Source organism: Azospirillum brasilense (genome assembly GCF_003349955.1).
Taxonomy (GTDB): Bacteria; Pseudomonadota; Alphaproteobacteria; order Azospirillales; family Azospirillaceae; genus Azospirillum; species Azospirillum brasilense_B.
Map to the genome: position 1 here is coordinate 16585 of NZ_QLKQ01000026.1, position 15482 is coordinate 32066.

A 15482-nucleotide genomic window follows, 5' to 3' on the forward strand; every position below is an offset into this window, starting at 1 on the left:
GGCCCCGCACCCCCTAATCCTCCTCCCATGTTCAGTCTCTCCAAGATCCTGTTCCTGGTCCTGGTGATCGGCGCCGTGTGGTTCGGCTGGCGCTGGTACAACCGTGTCGGCGCGGTCGGCCGGGAGCGCCTGCGCGAGCGGGAACGTCGCGGTTCCGGAAAGCCCACCCCCACCAGCGGCGGCGGGCAGGCCCAGGTGGCCGCCGAGGACATGGAGAAGTGCCCGGAATGCGGCGCCTACGTCGCCCCGCGCTCCGCCGTGGCCTGCGGCCGGCCGGTCTGCCCCTACGGCCGCTGAACCTGTAACCCTTGGCGGGCGCTTGATTCCGGGGATACCGCCGCGTATCGTGCGGCGCGTTTTTCCACACCAATCATAAGTGACCGCCGATGGCCTCCCCGAGCGGGTCTTCCCAAGACAGCCGCGGCCTGTCCTTTCAGGCCCTGATCCTCAAGCTCCACCAGTTCTGGTCGGAGCAGGGCTGTGTGATCCTCCAGCCCTACGACATGGAGGTGGGTGCGGGCACCTTCCACCCGGCGACGACGCTGCGCGCGCTTGGCCCGCAGCCGTGGAAGGCGGCCTATGTGCAGCCCTCGCGCCGCCCGAAGGATGGCCGCTACGGCGAGAATCCGAACCGGCTCCAGCACTACTACCAGTATCAGGTGATCCTGAAGCCCTCGCCGGCCAACCCGCAGGAGCTGTACCTGGAAAGCCTGAAGGTGCTGGGCATCGACCCGTCGCTGCACGACATCCGATTCGTCGAGGACGACTGGGAAAGCCCGACGCTGGGCGCCTGGGGCCTCGGCTGGGAAGTCTGGTGCGACGGCATGGAGGTCACCCAGTACACCTACTTCCAGCAGGTCGGTGGCATCGAGTGCGACCCGGTCGCGGTCGAGCTGACCTACGGGCTGGAGCGTCTGGCCATGTATGTGCAGGGCGTGGAGAACGTCTACGACCTGGACTTCAACGGCGCCCAGAATGAAAAGGATCGCGTGAAGTACGGCGACGTGTTCAAGCGCGCCGAGGTCGAGTATTCGGCCCACAACTTCGAGCACGCCAACACCGACATGCTGCTCCAGCATTTCAAGGACGCCGAGGCGGAGTGCCAGTCGCTGATCGCCAAGGGCGTCGCGCTGCCGGCCTACGACCAGTGCATCAAGGCGTCGCACCTCTTCAACCTGCTGGACGCGCGCGGCGTCATCAGCGTCGTGGAGCGCGCCGCCTACATCGGCCGCGTGCGCGCGCTGGCGAAAGCCTGCTGCGAGGCGTGGACCGCCGGGGGGGCCAAGTAAGATCATGCCCGAACTACTGATCGAATTCTTTTCCGAGGAAATCCCGGCCCGCATGCAGGCGCGCGCGGCGGACGACCTCAAGCGTCTGGTCACCGAGAAGCTGGCCGCCAACGGCCTGACCTTCGCGTCGGTCGAGGCCCATTCCACCCCCCGCCGCCTCGCGCTGGTGATCGACGGCCTGGCCGAGCGCACCGCCGACGTCCGCGAGGAGAAGAAGGGGCCGCGCGTCGGCTCGCCCGAGCAGGCGGTCGCCGGCTTCCTGAAGTCCGCCGGCCTGACCAGCCTCGACCAGTGCGAGCAGCGCGACACCGGCAAGGGCGTCTTCTACTTCGCCGTGGCGGAGAAGAAGGGCCGCGCCACCGCCGAGGTGCTGGCCGAGATCACTCCGGCGGTCATGGGCGACTTCCCCTGGCCGAAGTCGATGCGCTGGGGCACCGGCACGGTGCGCTGGGTGCGCCCGCTGCACTCGATCATCGCGCTGTTCGGCGGCGCGGTGCTGGAGGGCTCGTTCGACCTGGGCGGCGCGCAGGGCAAGCTGGTGTTCGGCAACAGCACCCGCGGCCACCGCTTCCTGTCGCCGGACGCTTTCACGGTCACGAATTTCGCCGACTACAAGGCCAAGCTGCGCGACGCCCACGTCGTGCTCGACCGCGCCGAGCGCAAGGCCAAGATCAAGGCCGACGCCGAGGCGCTGGCCGCGCAGGAGGGCCTGACCCTCTCCCCCGACGACGGGCTTCTGGAGGAGGTCGCCGGCCTCGTCGAATGGCCGGTCGCCCTGGTCGGCACCATCGACGAGCAGTTCATGGACGTGCCGTCGGAGGTTCTCATCACCTCCATGCGCACGCACCAGAAGTATTTCGCCCTGCTGGACAAGGCCGGCAAGATGGCGCCGCGCTTCGTCGTGGTCGCCAACACGGTGACGGCGGACGGCGGCCGGGCCATCGTCGCCGGCAACGAGCGCGTTCTGCGCGCCCGTCTGTCTGACGCCAAGTTCTTCTGGGACCAGGACCGCAAGACCAAGCTGGAAGACCGTGTGTCCAAGCTGGGCGCCATCACCTTCCACGCCAAGCTCGGCACGGTGGCGGAGAAGGTCACGCGCGTCCAGGTGCTGGCCGCCGAGATCGCCCGCTCCATCGGCGCCGACGCGGACGCCGCGACCCGCGCCGCCCTGCTGTCCAAGGCGGACCTCGTGACCGAAGTGGTCGGCGAGTTCCCCGAGGTCCAGGGCATCATGGGCCGCTACTACGCTCTGGGCGAAGGCGAGAACCCGGCGGTGGCCGAGGCCATTGCCGAGCATTACAAGCCGCTCGGGCCGTCGGATTCCTGCCCGACGGCGCCGGTGTCGGTCGCCGTGGCGCTGGCCGACAAGCTCGACACGCTGGTCGGCTTCTTCGCCATCGACGAGAAGCCCACGGGCTCCAAGGACCCCTACGCGCTGCGCCGCGCCGCGCTGGGCATCATCCGGCTGATCCTGGAGAACGGGCTGCGGCTGAACCTGACGCAGCTCTTCAAGGCCGCGCATGGCGCCTACACGGTCGGCGGTTTCGCCGCTGCCGACGGCGTCGCCACCGACCTGATGGCCTTCTTCGCCGACCGCCTGAAGGTCACGCTGCGCGACCAGGGCGTGCGGCATGATCTGGTGGACGCGGTGTTCGCGCTGGGCGGCGAGGACGATCTCGTCCGCCTGCTGGCCCGCGTGAAGGCGCTCCAGACCTTCGTAGGGTCGGAGGAGGGGGCGAACCTGATCGCCGCCTACAAGCGCGCCAGCAACATCGTCCGCATCGAGGAGAAGAAGGACGGCAAGGCCTACGACCAGCCGGTCGATCCGGCCCTGCTGACCTTGGCGGAGGAAAAGGACCTCTACGGCGCCCTGTCCGGTGCCGGCGAGACGGCCCGGCCGCTGCTGGCGAAGGAGGACTTCACCGGCACCATGGCGGCGCTGGCCCGCCTGCGCGGCCCGGTGGACGCTTTCTTCGACAAGGTGACGGTGAACGCCGAGCAGGCCGACCTGCGCGCCAACCGCCTGCGGCTGCTCAGCCAGATCCGGGCGACGCTGAACGCGGTGGCGGACTTCTCGCGCATCGAGGGTTGATGGGGCAGGGGGTGCCGTCGCGGTGCCCCCACCCTCCCACGCTTGCGCGTGGGTCCCTCCCTCCCCCGCTGCGCAGGGGAGGGCCAAGTTCCCCTCCCCTGCGCAGCGGGGGAGGGTCAGGGTGGGGGCCCGTCTCGGACACTCCCCACCACCCCAACAAAAAAGGGGCGCCCCACCGGGCGCCCCTTTCTCATGTCCCCAAGCTCCCCTTACCGCGAGGCGCGGTTGGCGGCGCTGACCAAGGCGCGCAGCGAGGCGGTCACGATGTCCGCGTCCATGCCGACGCCGAACAGGGTGCGCTCGTCGTTGGTCTTCACCTCGACATAGGCGCAGGCCTGGGCATCCTCACCCTCGCCGACGGCGTGCTCGCGGTAGTCCACCACATGCAGGTCGATGCCCGCACCCTGGCGCAGCGCGTCCAGGAAGGCGTCGATCGGACCCTTGCCCGAGCCCTTCAGCGTGCTGACCACGCCGTCGCGCGACACCACCACGTTCAGCACGCGGGCGCCGGAGTTCGGGCCGCGCGGCTCGGTCGAATGCTCGATCAGGGCCAGCGGGGCGTCGATGTCCAGATACTCCGCCTTGAAGGCGTTGTGGATGTCGGCGGGGGCCAGCTCCTTGCCGGTCTCGTCGGCGATGCGCTGCACCGTCTTGGAGAACTCGATCTGCAGGCGGCGCGGGATCTGGATGCCGTAATCCTTCTCCAGCACATAGGCGATGCCGCCCTTGCCCGACTGGCTGTTGATGCGGATCACCGCCTCGTAGCTGCGGCCCAGGTCCTGCGGGTCGATGGGCAGGTACGGAACCTCCCAGGTCCCGTGGTTGGACTTGGCCAGCGCCTTCAGCCCCTTGTTGATGGCGTCCTGGTGCGAGCCGGAGAAGGCCGTGAAGACCAGCTCGCCGGCGTAGGGGTGGCGCGGATGGACGGGCAGCTGCGTGCAGTATTCGGCGACGCGGACGATCTCGTTGATGTCGTCGATGCGCAGCTCCGGATCGACGCCCTGGGTCAGCAGGTTCAACGCCAGCGTGATCACGTCCACGTTGCCGGTGCGCTCGCCGTTGCCGAACAGGGTGCCTTCCACGCGGTCGGCGCCGGCCAGCATGCCCAGCTCCGCCGCCGCGACGCCGGTGCCCCGATCGTTGTGCGGGTGCAGGGAGATGACCGCCGCGTCGCGGTTCTTCATGTTGCGGCAGAACCACTCGATCTGGTCGGCGTGGATGTTCGGGGTGGACATCTCCACCGTCGCCGGCAGGTTCAGGATGACCTTGTTGCCGGCGTCGGCGCCCCAGGTCTCCATCACCGCTTCACAGATCTCCAGGGCGAATTCCAGCTCGGTCCCGGTGAAGCTCTCCGGCGAGTACTGCAGGACGATCTCGGTCTCTGGATGCTCGGCGGCCAGCTGCTTGATCAGCTTGGTGCCGGCGACGGCGATGTCGACGATGCCCTGGCGGTCCAGCCCGAAGACGACGCGGCGCTGCAGCTCCGAGGTCGAGTTGTACAGGTGGACGATGGCGCGCTCGGCGCCCTTGATGCCCTCGAAGGTGCGGCGGATCAGCTCCTCACGGGCCTGGGTCAGGACCTGGATGGTCACGCCGTCGGGAATCTTGCCGCCCTCGATGATCTCGCGGCAGAAGTCGAAATCGGTCTGCGAGGCGGCGGGGAAGCCGATCTCGATCTCCTTGAAGCCCATCTTCAGCAGCGCGTCGAACATCGCGCGCTTGCGGTCCGGACCCATCGGCTCGATCAGCGCCTGGTTGCCGTCGCGCAGGTCCACCGAGCACCAGACCGGCGCCTTCTCGATGGTCCGGTTCGGCCACTGGCGGTCGGTCAGCTTCACCGGGGCGAAGGGGACGTACTTCTCATGCTTGGCAGACGTGGCGGCGGCGGGGGTGGCGATGTGGTTCATGACGCTTCGTGATCCCTTGGGAGCCCCGGTTTGTGCGGCGGGGCGTTGTCTCGTGTCGTGTGGGGACCGGCGGGACTACGGTCGCCGAGCTGCCGGGCGGCTCAGCGACCGTTCCTAAGTCGCAGCCCCGGCCCCAGCCGGGAGACACGTTTCGCCCCGCAAGGGCGCGTGCCGAATGGACGCGTGCAATGGGTGCTCATGGGAAAACAGACACTTCGACCAGGGAACAGGGCGGACGAACGCAGACGACCCGGACGCTTAAAGCGCCGGGGTGATAAGTCGCAGAAGGGCGTTCGTGTGGTCGATGCGAGTCATGGGCGACACTGTGCGCAGGCAGGCTTGCTCTGTCAAGCCACGATTCCATGAAATCTTCTTTCGCGGAACGGGGCGTCACGTGAAGAACAGGCGGTAGAGGACCGGCAGAAGGATCGCCGTCACCAGCCCGTTCAGCCCCATCCCCAGCCCGGCGAAGGCTCCGGCCACCTCGTTGACCTGGAGCGCGCGGGCGGTGCCGATGCCGTGGGCGGCCACCCCCAGGCCGAAGCCGCGCGCCCGCCAGTCCGTCACCCGGACGAGGTTCAGGACCCAGGTGCCGAAGGAGGCGGCGATGATCCCGGTCAGGATCACGAAGACCGCGGTGAGGGACGGCAGGCCGCCGATCTGTTCCGACACGCCCATGGCGATGGGGGAGGTCACCGATTTCGGCGCCAGCGACAGCATGGTCCGCTCCGACGCGCCCAGCGCCCAGGCGATGCCGACGGCGCTCAAGGCCGAGGCGGCGGAGCCGGTCAGCAGGGCGACCAGCAGCGCGACGGCGGAGCGGCGGACCTGCTGGAACTGGCGGTAGAGCGGGACCGCCAGCGCCACCGTGGCCGGGCCGAGCAGGAAATGCACGAATTGCGCGCCGTCGAAATAGGTGCGGTAGTCGATCCCCGCCACCATCAGCGTCGCGGCGATCAGCAGCACCGCGATCATCACCGGGTTCAGCGCGGGCCGCCGCCCGAACCGCTCGAACACCCACATCCCCGCCTGATAGGCGGCCAGCGTCAGGGTCAGGCCGGCAAGCGGGCTGGCCGACAGATAAACCCAGATCTCATGGAAATCGGGGCTCATGACGCGTCCTCTCCGTTGCCGGTTTCGGCGTCGGGGCCACGGCGGCTCAGCGCGCTCATCACCCAGGCGGTCAGCGCGACGCCGATCAGCGTGCTGCCCAGCAGGGCGGCGGCGATGGGCAGGGCCTCCGCCTCCAGCCGGTTCAGGTGCGCCATCACCCCGACGCCCGCCGGAACGAAGAGAAGGGAGAGGTGGCGCAGGATGCCGCCCGCCGTCTCCTGCAACGGCTCCGGCACGCCGCCGCGGACCAGCAGGCCGACGAACAGCAGAACCATGCCGATCACCGGCCCCGGCACGGGCAGATGCAGCAGGCGGGCGGTCAATTCCCCCACCAGCTGGCAGGAGAGAAGAAGGGTCAGGGTGCCGAGCATCGGCAGGCTCCGGGCGTTTCGGGGTGATGGCCGCAGCCTAATCCCGGAGCCTGCCGCGGTGGGAGAGGATATGCCCTACCGCGCCAGCAGTTGAGCCTTGAGCCAGTCGCGCACCTCGCGGCAGACGGCCTCGGCGGTCTCGTCCAGCCCATGGCCGGCGCCGGGCATCAGGACCAGCTTCTTCGGCTCGCGCGCCATGCGGTGGACGTGGATGGAGCACATCGGCGTCAGCACCTCGTCGGCCTCGCCATGGACCAGCAGCACCGGGCAGCGGAGGTCCGCCACTGCGTCGGTGCCCAGCCCCTGGGTCGCCAGGGTCACCACCGTGCAGACCGCGCCGCGGTTGGAGGCCGCGGCCTGGATCGCCACCGCCCCGCCGAAGGAATGGCCGACCAGCGCGACATGGTGGATGCCCATCCGGCCGAGAAAGGTCAGGCCGCACAGCGCGTCGTACACCGCCTCGTCCAGCGCGCGCGGGTTGCGGTAGCGGATGCGCAGCGAGGCGATGCCGTCCGGGGTGAGGTCCTCCGCCAGCCGCGCGTAAAGGCCGCGGGCCGGCGAGTCGAAGCCGCCGCCGACACCGCCCAGCCAGATGACCCCCAGCGTTCCCGCCGCCTTGTGCCCGTCAGGGGCGGGATAAAGGCGGGCGTCCACGGTGCCGCGGTCGGTCTCCAGGCGGACGGGGGCGAATCCCTCGTCCATGGTGTCACCGATCTGCGCCGACAGGAGCGGCATGGGTGTTCTCCGGCTTGCCAGGGTCTCGCGGGCGTTAACAGGCCACCGGGTGCCCGTGTTGCTTCGAGGTGTTGCTTCGACGTGTCGCTTCGGAACCTCGCCGCACCGTCTCCGGTTGTGCCGGGAGGCGGTTCGTGACGCGGACCGCTTTCCGACGAACCAGCAGCCCCGGCCCGCAGCCCCGGCTGTCGGCGTCGGGCAAAGCCGTGCAACTGAAAAGAAGTGCGACACATGCTCAAGCAGATTTCGGTCGACACCGTGAAGCAGGCCGCCGACCTCGCGTACGAGGCCGGGGCCGATCGCCAGCGTTTCCTCGCCGGGATGCGCAACATCGACCTCGGGGAACAGACCAGCGAACGCGGTTCGCGGAACCCGACCGATCTCGACGCCCTCAGCATCCTGTCCTCCGACGCCAGCGGCGCGCTGAACCAGCTTCAGAAGATGCTGGAGGACCTGACCCCCGAGCAGCGGATGGAGCTGCGCGCGGTCATGTTCGTGGGGCGTGGCGACTTCGCCGGGAACCAGTGGGATCGCGCGCTGGACGAGGCCGGGCGGGCGCCCGACGCCACCCACTACACCGACATCGCCGAACGCATCGACCTGCACGACGACCTGATGAAGGGGCTGTACGAGCTGGACCTGCTGAAGAAGAAGGACGGTCCATGAGCCGGGGCCGGGACGGCGGCTGGCGCCCGGAGGGCTCCGCCGGGACGCTCGAACGCTGGGCCGCCATCCTCGGCGGCACGGCGCTCGGGTTCGCCGGGGCGCGGCGGGGAAGCTGGGCGCTGGCCGCGCTCGGCGGTGGGCTGTTCCTCGCCGGCGCGGCGGGAGTTCCCCTGTCCAGCCCGCTGCGGCGGGCGGCGCTGCCGGCGCTGCGCCGGGAGCCGACAACCACCCAGGCGACCACCCAGGCGAACGTCACCGTCGCGGTCCCGGCCGAGAAGCTGTTCCGCCATTGGCGCAACGTCCGCCATCTGGCGGCGCTGTTCCCCCACCTCGACGCCGTGGAGATCCTGTCCGACACGGAAAGCCGCTGGAAGGCCCACGGCCCCGGCGGTGTTCCGGTGGTCTGGAACAGCCGGATCGACAAGGTCCGGGAGAACGAGCTGATCACTTGGCACACGCTGGAGGGGGCGGACCTGCCGCACCGCGGCATCGTCCTGTTCCGTCCGGCGCCGGGTGGGCGCGGGACGGAGGTCAGCCTGACCCTGGCCTACCACCCGCCGGGCGGTGCGGGTGGCGACGACGTGTCCCGCCTGTTCGGCGTGGCGCCGGAGCAGCAGGCGCGCGAGGCGCTGCGCTGTCTGAAGCGGCTCATGGAGGTTGGCGAGCTTCCCACCATCGACGGCCAGCCGAGCGGACGGGGCGAGTCGCGGTCGCGAACGCAGGAGGTGACGGGATGAGGGCGCTCTGCTGGAACGGCGTGAACGACCTGCGGGTGGAGCGGGTGCCGGACCCCACGATCCTCGGCCCGCAGGACGCGATCATAAAGGTTGGCCTGTCCTCGGTCTGCGGGTCGGACCTGCATCTGATCGGCGGCCACGTCCCCACCATGCGGGCCGGCGACATCATCGGCCATGAGTTCCTGGGCGAGGTGGTGGAGAAGGGTCCCGAGGTGACGCGGCTGAACCGCGGCGACCGGGTGATCACCGTGTCGATCATCGGCTGCGGCAAGTGCTGGCACTGCGAGCACGAGGAATTCTCGCTCTGCGACAACTCCAACCCGCAACCGGCCTTCGAGGAGGCGGCCTACGGGCACTGCACCGCCGGCATCTTCGGCTACAGCCACGCCTTCGGCGGCTACGCCGAATACATCCGGGTCCCCTTCGCCGACACCAACTGCTTCCGCGTGCCGGAGGGGGTGACGGATGAACAGGCGGTCTTCGTCTCCGACGCCGTGCCGACCGGCTACATGGCCGCCGACATGGGCTCCATCAAGCCGGGCGACGTCGTGGCCGTCTGGGGCTGCGGCGGCGTCGGCCAGATGGCGATGAAGAGCGCCTTCCTGATGGGGGCGGAGCGGGTGATCGGCATCGACCGCGTTCCCGACCGGCTGCGCGCCGCCCAGATGAAGGCGGGGGCGGAGACGCTGGATTACAGCCGCGTCGATGTCTACGACGCCCTGCTGGCGATGACCGGCGGGCGTGGCCCGGACGTCTGCATCGACGCGGTGGGCATGGAGGCGGACAGCGGCGCCCCGTCCATCAAAGGGCTGGCCATCGAGGATTTGTACGATCGCGGCAAGCAGGTCCTTCGGCTGGAGAGCGACCGGCCCGCCGTGCTGCGCCAGATGATCCAGTGCTGCCGCAAGGGCGGCACCCTGTCCATCGTTGGCGTCTATGGCGGCCTCATCGACAAATTCCCCATGGGGGCGGCGATGAACAAGGCGCTGACCTTCCGCATGGGCCAGCAGCACGGCCAGCGCTACGTCAAGCGCCTGTTCGAGCACATCGAGAAGGGCGAGCTCGATCCCGCCTACCTGCTGACCCACAAATGGGTGCTCGACGACGCGCCGCAGGGCTACCGCATGTTCAAGGAGAAGGCCGACGACTGCATGAGGGTCGTCTTCGCACCGTGATGGGGAGAAGGGTCATGAGGATCGTCTACGCCTACCCGGCGGAAAAGGGGCGCGGCGTCGAGGCGGAGGTCGTCGGTGGCTTGCGCGACCGCTGCGGCCACGTCGTCCAGACCGGACGGGAGGAACGCGACGCGGAGCGCGGCGGTGCCGTCGATGTCGTCGTCACGCTGGAACTGGACGATTCCCAGCGGGACACCGCCCTCAACCGGCTGCGCGCCCACCCTGCGGTGATCGACGCCGCCGCCGAGAGCTTCGGAGAGCGGGTCTGAGTCTCTTATGAGCGGGGCGTGAGCGGCTCCGGCGGGGTGGTTCGCCGTCCCCGTACCGGCGCCTCCAGCCCCTCCGGACGTGCCGCCCAGCGGACGGCGTTCAGGATGACGCGCTGGATCTGCGGGTGATGATAGGTGGGGTAGGTCTCGTGGCCGGGCCGGAAGTAGAAGACGCGGCCCAGCCCCCGCCGCCAGCCGCAACCGCTGCGGAACACCTCCCCGCCCTGGAACCAGCTCAGGAAGACGAGGTCGTCGGGCGGGGGCACGTCGAAGGGTTCGCCGTACATCTCCTCATGGTCCAGCTCGATGCAATCCGCGATGCCCGCCGCCACGGGGTGGCCGGGATCGACGACCCACAAACGCTCCTTCTCCGCCGCGACACGGTATTTCAGGAAGCAGCCGGTGCCCATCAAGGCCAGGAAGGGCTTGGCGAAGTGGCTGGAATGGAGCGCCACCAGACCCATGCCCTGCTCGGTCACTCGCCGCTTCACCCGTTCCACCACCGCGTCCGACACCTCGGCATGGGCGCGGTGGCCCCACCAGACCAGCGTGTCGGCGGCGTTCAGCCGCTCCTCGGTCAGGCCATGCTCCGGCTCGTCCAGCGTGGCGGTCTCCACGGTCAGGCCGGCGGCACGCAGGGGGGCGGCCAGCGCCTCGTGGATGCCCTGGGGGTAATGGGCCCTCACCGTCTCGTCCCGGCGCTCGTGAAGGAACTCGTTCCAGATCAGGACGCGCGGCGAGGGGTGTGGCATGGCGGGTGACCTTTTCGGGAGGATGGCTCCGGCTCCGATGGATCGCCCGTGGGACGAAGGGAGGCGACGCCTGTTGGGGGCCGATGATCGAAACATCGCGGTGGGAGCGTTCCGTGTCGAGTCCTCCCGATGCAGCGCAGGCCGGCGGCTCGGCCTTCACCGTCCGCCGTTGCCCCGTAGGCGTGGAACCCGCAGCGGGTGACCGGGTGCGGGCGCGTGTCTGGGCGCCCGCGTGCCGCAGCGTCAGCCTTCTGGTCGGGCCGGAGGAGCGCGCGGTGGCGCTGGACGCGGAGGGCGGCGGCTACTTCTCGGCGACGGTGGAGGGGGTGCCGGTGGGCAGCCTCTACCGGTTCCGGTTGGACGGCGGCCCGGCCTTTCCCGATCCGGCGTCCCGCTTCCAGCCCGAGGGGCCGGAGGGGCCGTCGCAGGTGGTCGACCCCACCGCCTTCGCCTGGACCGACGCCGGTTGGGAGGGATGCGGCCTGCGCGGGCAGGTGATTTACGAGATGCACATCGGCACCTTCACGGCGGAGGGGACCTGGGAGGCGGCGGCGCGCGCGCTGCCGGATCTGGTGGCGCTGGGGGTGACGGTCCTCGAACTCATGCCGGTGGCCGAGTTTCCCGGCCGCTTCGGCTGGGGCTACGACGGGGTCGACCTGTTCGCCCCGACCCGGCTCTACGGCGGACCGGACGACATGCGCCGCTTCGTGGACCGCGCCCACGCTCTGGGCCTCGCGGTGATCCTCGACGTGGTCTACAACCATTTCGGACCCAGCGGGAACTTCCTGTCCCACTTCGCCACGGACTATTTCACCACCCGTTACAGGAACGAGTGGGGGGACGCGCTCAACTTCGACGGTCCGAACTGCGCCCCGGTGCGGGAGTTCTTCCTGGCGAACGCCGCCTTCTGGATCGACGAGTACCATCTGGACGGGCTGCGGCTGGACGCCACCCAGCAGATTTTCGACCGCTCCACCCCGCACATCATCCAGGAGATCGGGCAGGCGGTCCGCCGGGCGGCGCGCGGGCGTGGCACCCTTCTGATCGGGGAGAACGAGTGCCAGGAGGCGGCCATGGCGACCCCGGTGGAGCGCGGCGGCTGCGGGCTGGACGCCCTGTGGAACGACGATTTCCACCACACGGCCATGGTCGCGCTGACCGGGCGGAACGAGGCCTATTACACCGACTATCACGGCACGCCGCAGGAGTTGCTGTCGGCCGTCAGGCACGGCTTCCTCTACCAGGGGCAATGGTACCGCTGGCAGGGCAAGCGGCGGGGCACGCCGGCCCGCGGCCTGCCGCGGCCGGCCTTCGTCACCTTCCTCCAGAACCACGACCAGATCGCCAACTCCGGCCGCGGCCTGCGGGTCCATGCCCTGACCACGCCGGGGCGCTTCCGGGCGCTGACCGCGCTGACCCTGCTGGGTCCCGGCACGCCGATGCTGTTCCAGGGGCAGGAGTTCGCGGCCAGCGCGCCCTTTTACTACTTCGCCGACCATGACCCCGATCTGGCCGCCAAGGTGGAGGCGGGGCGGGCGGAGTTCCTGTCCCAGTTCCGCAGCCTCGCCACCCCGGCGATGCGCGCCCACCTGAAACGCCCACAGGACGAGGACACCTTCCGCCGCTCAAAGCTCGACCACGCGGAGCGGGAGACCCACGCGGACGTCTGGGCGCTGCACCGCGACCTGCTGCGCCTGCGCCGGGAAGATCCGGTGTTCCGCACGCAGGGGGATGGCGGGCTGGACGGCGCCGTGCTGGGGGCGGAGGCGTTCGTCCTGCGCTTCTTCGGAGCGGGGGGCGGTGGGGACGACCGGCTGCTGCTCGTCAATCTCGGCCGCGACCTGCGGCTGGACATCCTGCCGGAACCGCTGCTGGCGCCGCCGGTTGGCATGGACTGGACGCCCCTGTGGTCCAGCGAGGACGCCCGCTACGGCGGCTGCGGCATCGCCCCGCTGGGGTCGCCGGACGGCTCCTGGCGGCTTCCCGGCCATGCGGCGGTGGTCCTGACCGTCAAGGACGCCGATCCGAACCAAGAGCCGGGCGAAGGCAACGGCGCGAGCGCTCAGGAGACCCATGGCTGATTACATCCGCAAGATCACCCGCGACGCCCTGCGATCCGCGCCGGACGCCGCGCTGTCCCGCGAATGGCTGGTCGCCAACGGGCTGGGCGGCTACGCCTCCTCCTCCCTGTCGGGGGCGGTGACGCGGCGCTACCACGGGCTTCTGGTGGCGGCTTTGCCGGCGCCGCTGGGCCGGGTGGTGATGCTGAGCCAGCTCAACGACGTGCTGATCGAGCGCGACGGGACCGAGCGGCGGCTGACCGGCCACAACCCGCAGGCGGACCAGTGGCCGGACCCGAACTACCCGTCCGATGCCGCGCCCTCCGGCCTCGCCGAGTTCCGCATGGAATCCGGCCTGCCGGTCTGGCGCTACGAGATCGGCGACGTGGTGATCGAAAAGCAGATCGTGCTGCCGCACCTGCAGAACATCGTCCATGTCACCTACCGGGTGGTGAAGGCGCCGCAGCCGATCTGCCTTCGGCTCCGCCCGGTGATGGCCTTCCGCAAACTGGAATCGGCGGTGGACGAGCCGTTGGCCCGCGACTACCGCGTCACCGCCCGCGGCCACGAGTATGAGATATGGGCCGGGCCGGAACTGCCGGTGCTGCGCATGACCATCGAGGGGGCGGAGCTTCCCCTGACCCTGGACGGCGGTGCGCGGCGCGACATCGTCTATCCGGTGGAGGCGGAGCGCGGCTACGAATCGCGCGGCTCGCTGTGGACGCCCGGCTATTTCAGCGGCCCGCTCAGCCAGGGCCAGACGTTGAGCTTCGTTGCCGCCACCGAGCCCTGGCAACGGCTGTGGGCGCTGCCGCCCGCCGACGTCCTGCGCTTCGAGAAGGAGCGGCGGCGGCGCATCGTCGGAACGGCGCATCCGTCGCTGCGCGAGGGTGCGATGGCGGAATTGGTTCTGTCGGCGGACAGCTTCCTGTTCGTGCCGGCGGGCCGCGTCGCCGACCAGATGCGCGCCCGCGCCGAGGGGGACGAGGTGCGCACGGTGATCGCCGGTTACCACTGGTTCACCGACTGGGGCCGCGACACCATGATCAGCCTGGAGGGGCTGACCCTGACCACCGGGCGTCACATGGAGGCCGGCTGGATCCTGCGCACCTTCGCGCATTACATCCGCGACGGGCTGATCCCCAACATGTTCCCCGACGGCAAGGACGAGGGGCTGTACCACACCGCCGACGCCACCCTGTGGTTCTTCCACGCGCTGAACCGCTACGTCCGGGCGACCGGGGACCGGCACACGCTGCAACTGCTGCTGCCGCGGTTGGTCGAGGTGATCGACCATCACCGGCGCGGCACCCGTTTCGGCATCGCCGTCGACCCCGGCGACGGGCTGCTGCGCCAGGGGCGGGAGGGCTACCAGCTCACCTGGATGGACGCGAAGGTCGAGGATTGGGTGGTCACCCCGCGCCGGGGCAAGGCGGTGGAGATCAACGCCCTCTGGTACAACGCCCTGTGCCTGACCGCCGGCTGGCTGACCGAGGAGGGGGATGCCCAGGCCGCCCGCCCGCTGGAAGATCTGGCCGAACGGGCCCGCGCCTCCTTCAACGCGCGCTTCTGGTGCTCCCACGCCGGGCATCTCTACGACGTGGTGGACGGGGAGCGGGGGGACGACGACGCCTGCCGGCCCAACCAGATCTTCGCCGTCTCGCTCGACAACCCGGTTCTCGACCGCGCCCGCTGGGACCCGGTGGTGGAGACGGTGCGGCAACGGCTGCTGACCCCGGTCGGGCTGCGCTCGCTGGCGCCGGGGCACCGCGACTACAAGCCGAAATACTTCGGCGACCTGCGCGCCCGCGACGCCGCCTATCACCAGGGCACGGTGTGGGGGTGGCTGATCGGTCCCTATGTCGATGCGTGGCTGAAGCTGCATCCGGAGGACAAGGCCGGAGCGCGGGCGCTGCTCCAGGGCTTCCTGCCGCATCTGGACCAAGCGGGGATCGGCACCATCTCGGAGATCTTCGACGCCGACCCGCCCTTCAGCCCGCGCGGCTGCATTTCGCAGGCCTGGAGCGTGGCCGAGGTCCTTCGCTGCTGGGCGGCGACGGCGGAGGATGGGTGACGCCGGTCTTTCCAACACAACGCCTATGAAAAGCGTCATAAGAACTTAAGCAGAGAGAGTGCGAAAGCCGTTTGGTTACTGAACAGAAAGCGGCGGGGTGGATAAAGCGCGAATCGATGACCGCGCTATAATATTCGCGAAACCCACATTTTGTTGAAGGTTTTTGCCGCCCGTGCCTATCATTGGTGGCGGGTCGAAAAGAAAACGGACGAACACACGGCCGTGTGACCGACCCGCCCAGG

The 15482-nt window shown here is 69.6% G+C and carries 14 protein-coding genes; 9 read left to right on the forward strand and 5 right to left on the reverse strand.

All coding sequences use genetic code 11. The features are described 5' to 3' along the window. The first annotated feature begins 27 nt into the window (after positions 1 to 27). From DXK32_RS13495 to glyS, 3 genes are all read left to right on the forward strand, one after another. Entirely contained in the window at positions 28 to 297 is a 270-nt protein-coding gene (locus DXK32_RS13495; protein ID WP_114858980.1) for a hypothetical protein, read from the forward strand. A gap of 89 nt (positions 298 to 386) precedes the next feature. After that, complete coding sequence (locus DXK32_RS13500) at positions 387 to 1289, forward strand: glycine--tRNA ligase subunit alpha (protein WP_114858981.1); 903 nt, start codon at positions 387 to 389, stop codon at positions 1287 to 1289. 4 nt (positions 1290 to 1293) lie between these two features. Continuing rightward, positions 1294 to 3381 carry a glycine--tRNA ligase subunit beta gene (glyS, locus tag DXK32_RS13505; protein WP_114858982.1) on the forward strand — a complete coding sequence of 696 codons (2088 nt, stop codon included), beginning with the start codon at positions 1294 to 1296 and terminating at the stop codon, positions 3379 to 3381. 209 nt (positions 3382 to 3590) lie between these two features. Here glyS and leuA read toward each other — a convergent pair whose 3' ends face one another. From leuA to DXK32_RS13525, 4 genes are all read right to left on the reverse strand, one after another. Then, on the reverse strand, positions 3591 to 5288 hold the full coding sequence (gene leuA, locus DXK32_RS13510) for a 2-isopropylmalate synthase (RefSeq protein ID WP_114858983.1): 1698 nt from the start codon (positions 5286 to 5288) through the stop codon (positions 3591 to 3593). A gap of 390 nt (positions 5289 to 5678) precedes the next feature. Continuing rightward, complete coding sequence (locus DXK32_RS13515; protein WP_014241185.1) at positions 5679 to 6401, reverse strand: LrgB family protein; 723 nt, start codon at positions 6399 to 6401, stop codon at positions 5679 to 5681. Then, positions 6398 to 6772, reverse strand: a complete 375-nt coding sequence (locus DXK32_RS13520; protein ID WP_114858984.1) for a CidA/LrgA family protein — start codon at positions 6770 to 6772, stop codon at positions 6398 to 6400. Before DXK32_RS13520 ends, DXK32_RS13515 begins: the two co-directional genes overlap by 4 nt. A gap of 75 nt (positions 6773 to 6847) precedes the next feature. After that, complete coding sequence (locus DXK32_RS13525) at positions 6848 to 7507, reverse strand: alpha/beta hydrolase (RefSeq protein WP_114858985.1); 660 nt, start codon at positions 7505 to 7507, stop codon at positions 6848 to 6850. Between the two features lie 231 nt (positions 7508 to 7738). Here DXK32_RS13525 and DXK32_RS13530 point away from each other — a divergent pair, with 231 nt between their 5' ends. Genes DXK32_RS13530 through DXK32_RS13545 form a run of 4 tightly spaced genes read left to right on the forward strand, consistent with a single transcriptional unit; the run spans position 7739 to position 10354 of the window. After that, positions 7739 to 8173 carry a DUF3775 domain-containing protein gene (locus DXK32_RS13530; RefSeq protein ID WP_114858986.1) on the forward strand — a complete coding sequence of 145 codons (435 nt, stop codon included), beginning with the start codon at positions 7739 to 7741 and terminating at the stop codon, positions 8171 to 8173. Then, complete coding sequence (locus DXK32_RS13535) at positions 8170 to 8910, forward strand: SRPBCC family protein (protein WP_114858987.1); 741 nt, start codon at positions 8170 to 8172, stop codon at positions 8908 to 8910. Before DXK32_RS13530 ends, DXK32_RS13535 begins: the two co-directional genes overlap by 4 nt. Then, positions 8907 to 10085, forward strand: coding sequence for a zinc-dependent alcohol dehydrogenase (locus DXK32_RS13540; protein WP_114858988.1), 1179 nt, complete (start codon positions 8907 to 8909; stop codon positions 10083 to 10085). The genes DXK32_RS13535 and DXK32_RS13540 overlap by 4 nt, the downstream gene beginning before the upstream one ends. A 14-nt stretch (positions 10086 to 10099) precedes the next feature. After that, positions 10100 to 10354, forward strand: a complete 255-nt coding sequence (locus DXK32_RS13545) for a hypothetical protein (protein ID WP_114858989.1) — start codon at positions 10100 to 10102, stop codon at positions 10352 to 10354. Positions 10355 to 10359: 5 nt separating this feature from the next. Here DXK32_RS13545 and DXK32_RS13550 read toward each other — a convergent pair whose 3' ends face one another. Then, positions 10360 to 11106 carry a ThuA domain-containing protein gene (locus DXK32_RS13550; RefSeq protein ID WP_114858990.1) on the reverse strand — a complete coding sequence of 249 codons (747 nt, stop codon included), beginning with the start codon at positions 11104 to 11106 and terminating at the stop codon, positions 10360 to 10362. Between the two features lie 113 nt (positions 11107 to 11219). Between DXK32_RS13550 and treZ the strand changes: the two genes are divergently transcribed. Together treZ and DXK32_RS13560 are read left to right on the forward strand one after the other, a co-directional pair. Beyond that, positions 11220 to 13187, forward strand: a complete 1968-nt coding sequence (gene treZ, locus DXK32_RS13555; RefSeq protein ID WP_247877130.1) for a malto-oligosyltrehalose trehalohydrolase — start codon at positions 11220 to 11222, stop codon at positions 13185 to 13187. Further along, entirely contained in the window at positions 13180 to 15240 is a 2061-nt protein-coding gene (locus DXK32_RS13560; protein ID WP_114858992.1) for an amylo-alpha-1,6-glucosidase, read from the forward strand. Before treZ ends, DXK32_RS13560 begins: the two co-directional genes overlap by 8 nt. Positions 15241 to 15482: the final 242 nt, after the last annotated feature.

Bases quoted from the DNA above. Each gene is read 5' to 3' on its own strand.
- DXK32_RS13495 (WP_114858980.1), top strand. From the start codon at position 28: ATGTTCAGTCTCTCCAAGATCCTGTTCCTGGTCCTGGTGATCGGCGCC.
- DXK32_RS13500 (WP_114858981.1), top strand. From the start codon at position 387: ATGGCCTCCCCGAGCGGGTCTTCCCAAGACAGCCGCGGCCTGTCCTTT.
- glyS (WP_114858982.1), top strand. From the start codon at position 1,294: ATGCCCGAACTACTGATCGAATTCTTTTCCGAGGAAATCCCGGCCCGC.
- leuA (WP_114858983.1), bottom strand. From the start codon at position 5,288: ATGAACCACATCGCCACCCCCGCCGCCGCCACGTCTGCCAAGCATGAG.
- DXK32_RS13515 (WP_014241185.1), bottom strand. From the start codon at position 6,401: ATGAGCCCCGATTTCCATGAGATCTGGGTTTATCTGTCGGCCAGCCCG.
- DXK32_RS13520 (WP_114858984.1), bottom strand. From the start codon at position 6,772: ATGCTCGGCACCCTGACCCTTCTTCTCTCCTGCCAGCTGGTGGGGGAA.
- DXK32_RS13525 (WP_114858985.1), bottom strand. From the start codon at position 7,507: ATGCCGCTCCTGTCGGCGCAGATCGGTGACACCATGGACGAGGGATTC.
- DXK32_RS13530 (WP_114858986.1), top strand. From the start codon at position 7,739: ATGCTCAAGCAGATTTCGGTCGACACCGTGAAGCAGGCCGCCGACCTC.
- DXK32_RS13535 (WP_114858987.1), top strand. From the start codon at position 8,170: ATGAGCCGGGGCCGGGACGGCGGCTGGCGCCCGGAGGGCTCCGCCGGG.
- DXK32_RS13540 (WP_114858988.1), top strand. From the start codon at position 8,907: ATGAGGGCGCTCTGCTGGAACGGCGTGAACGACCTGCGGGTGGAGCGG.
- DXK32_RS13545 (WP_114858989.1), top strand. From the start codon at position 10,100: ATGAGGATCGTCTACGCCTACCCGGCGGAAAAGGGGCGCGGCGTCGAG.
- DXK32_RS13550 (WP_114858990.1), bottom strand. From the start codon at position 11,106: ATGCCACACCCCTCGCCGCGCGTCCTGATCTGGAACGAGTTCCTTCAC.
- DXK32_RS13560 (WP_114858992.1), top strand. From the start codon at position 13,180: ATGGCTGATTACATCCGCAAGATCACCCGCGACGCCCTGCGATCCGCG.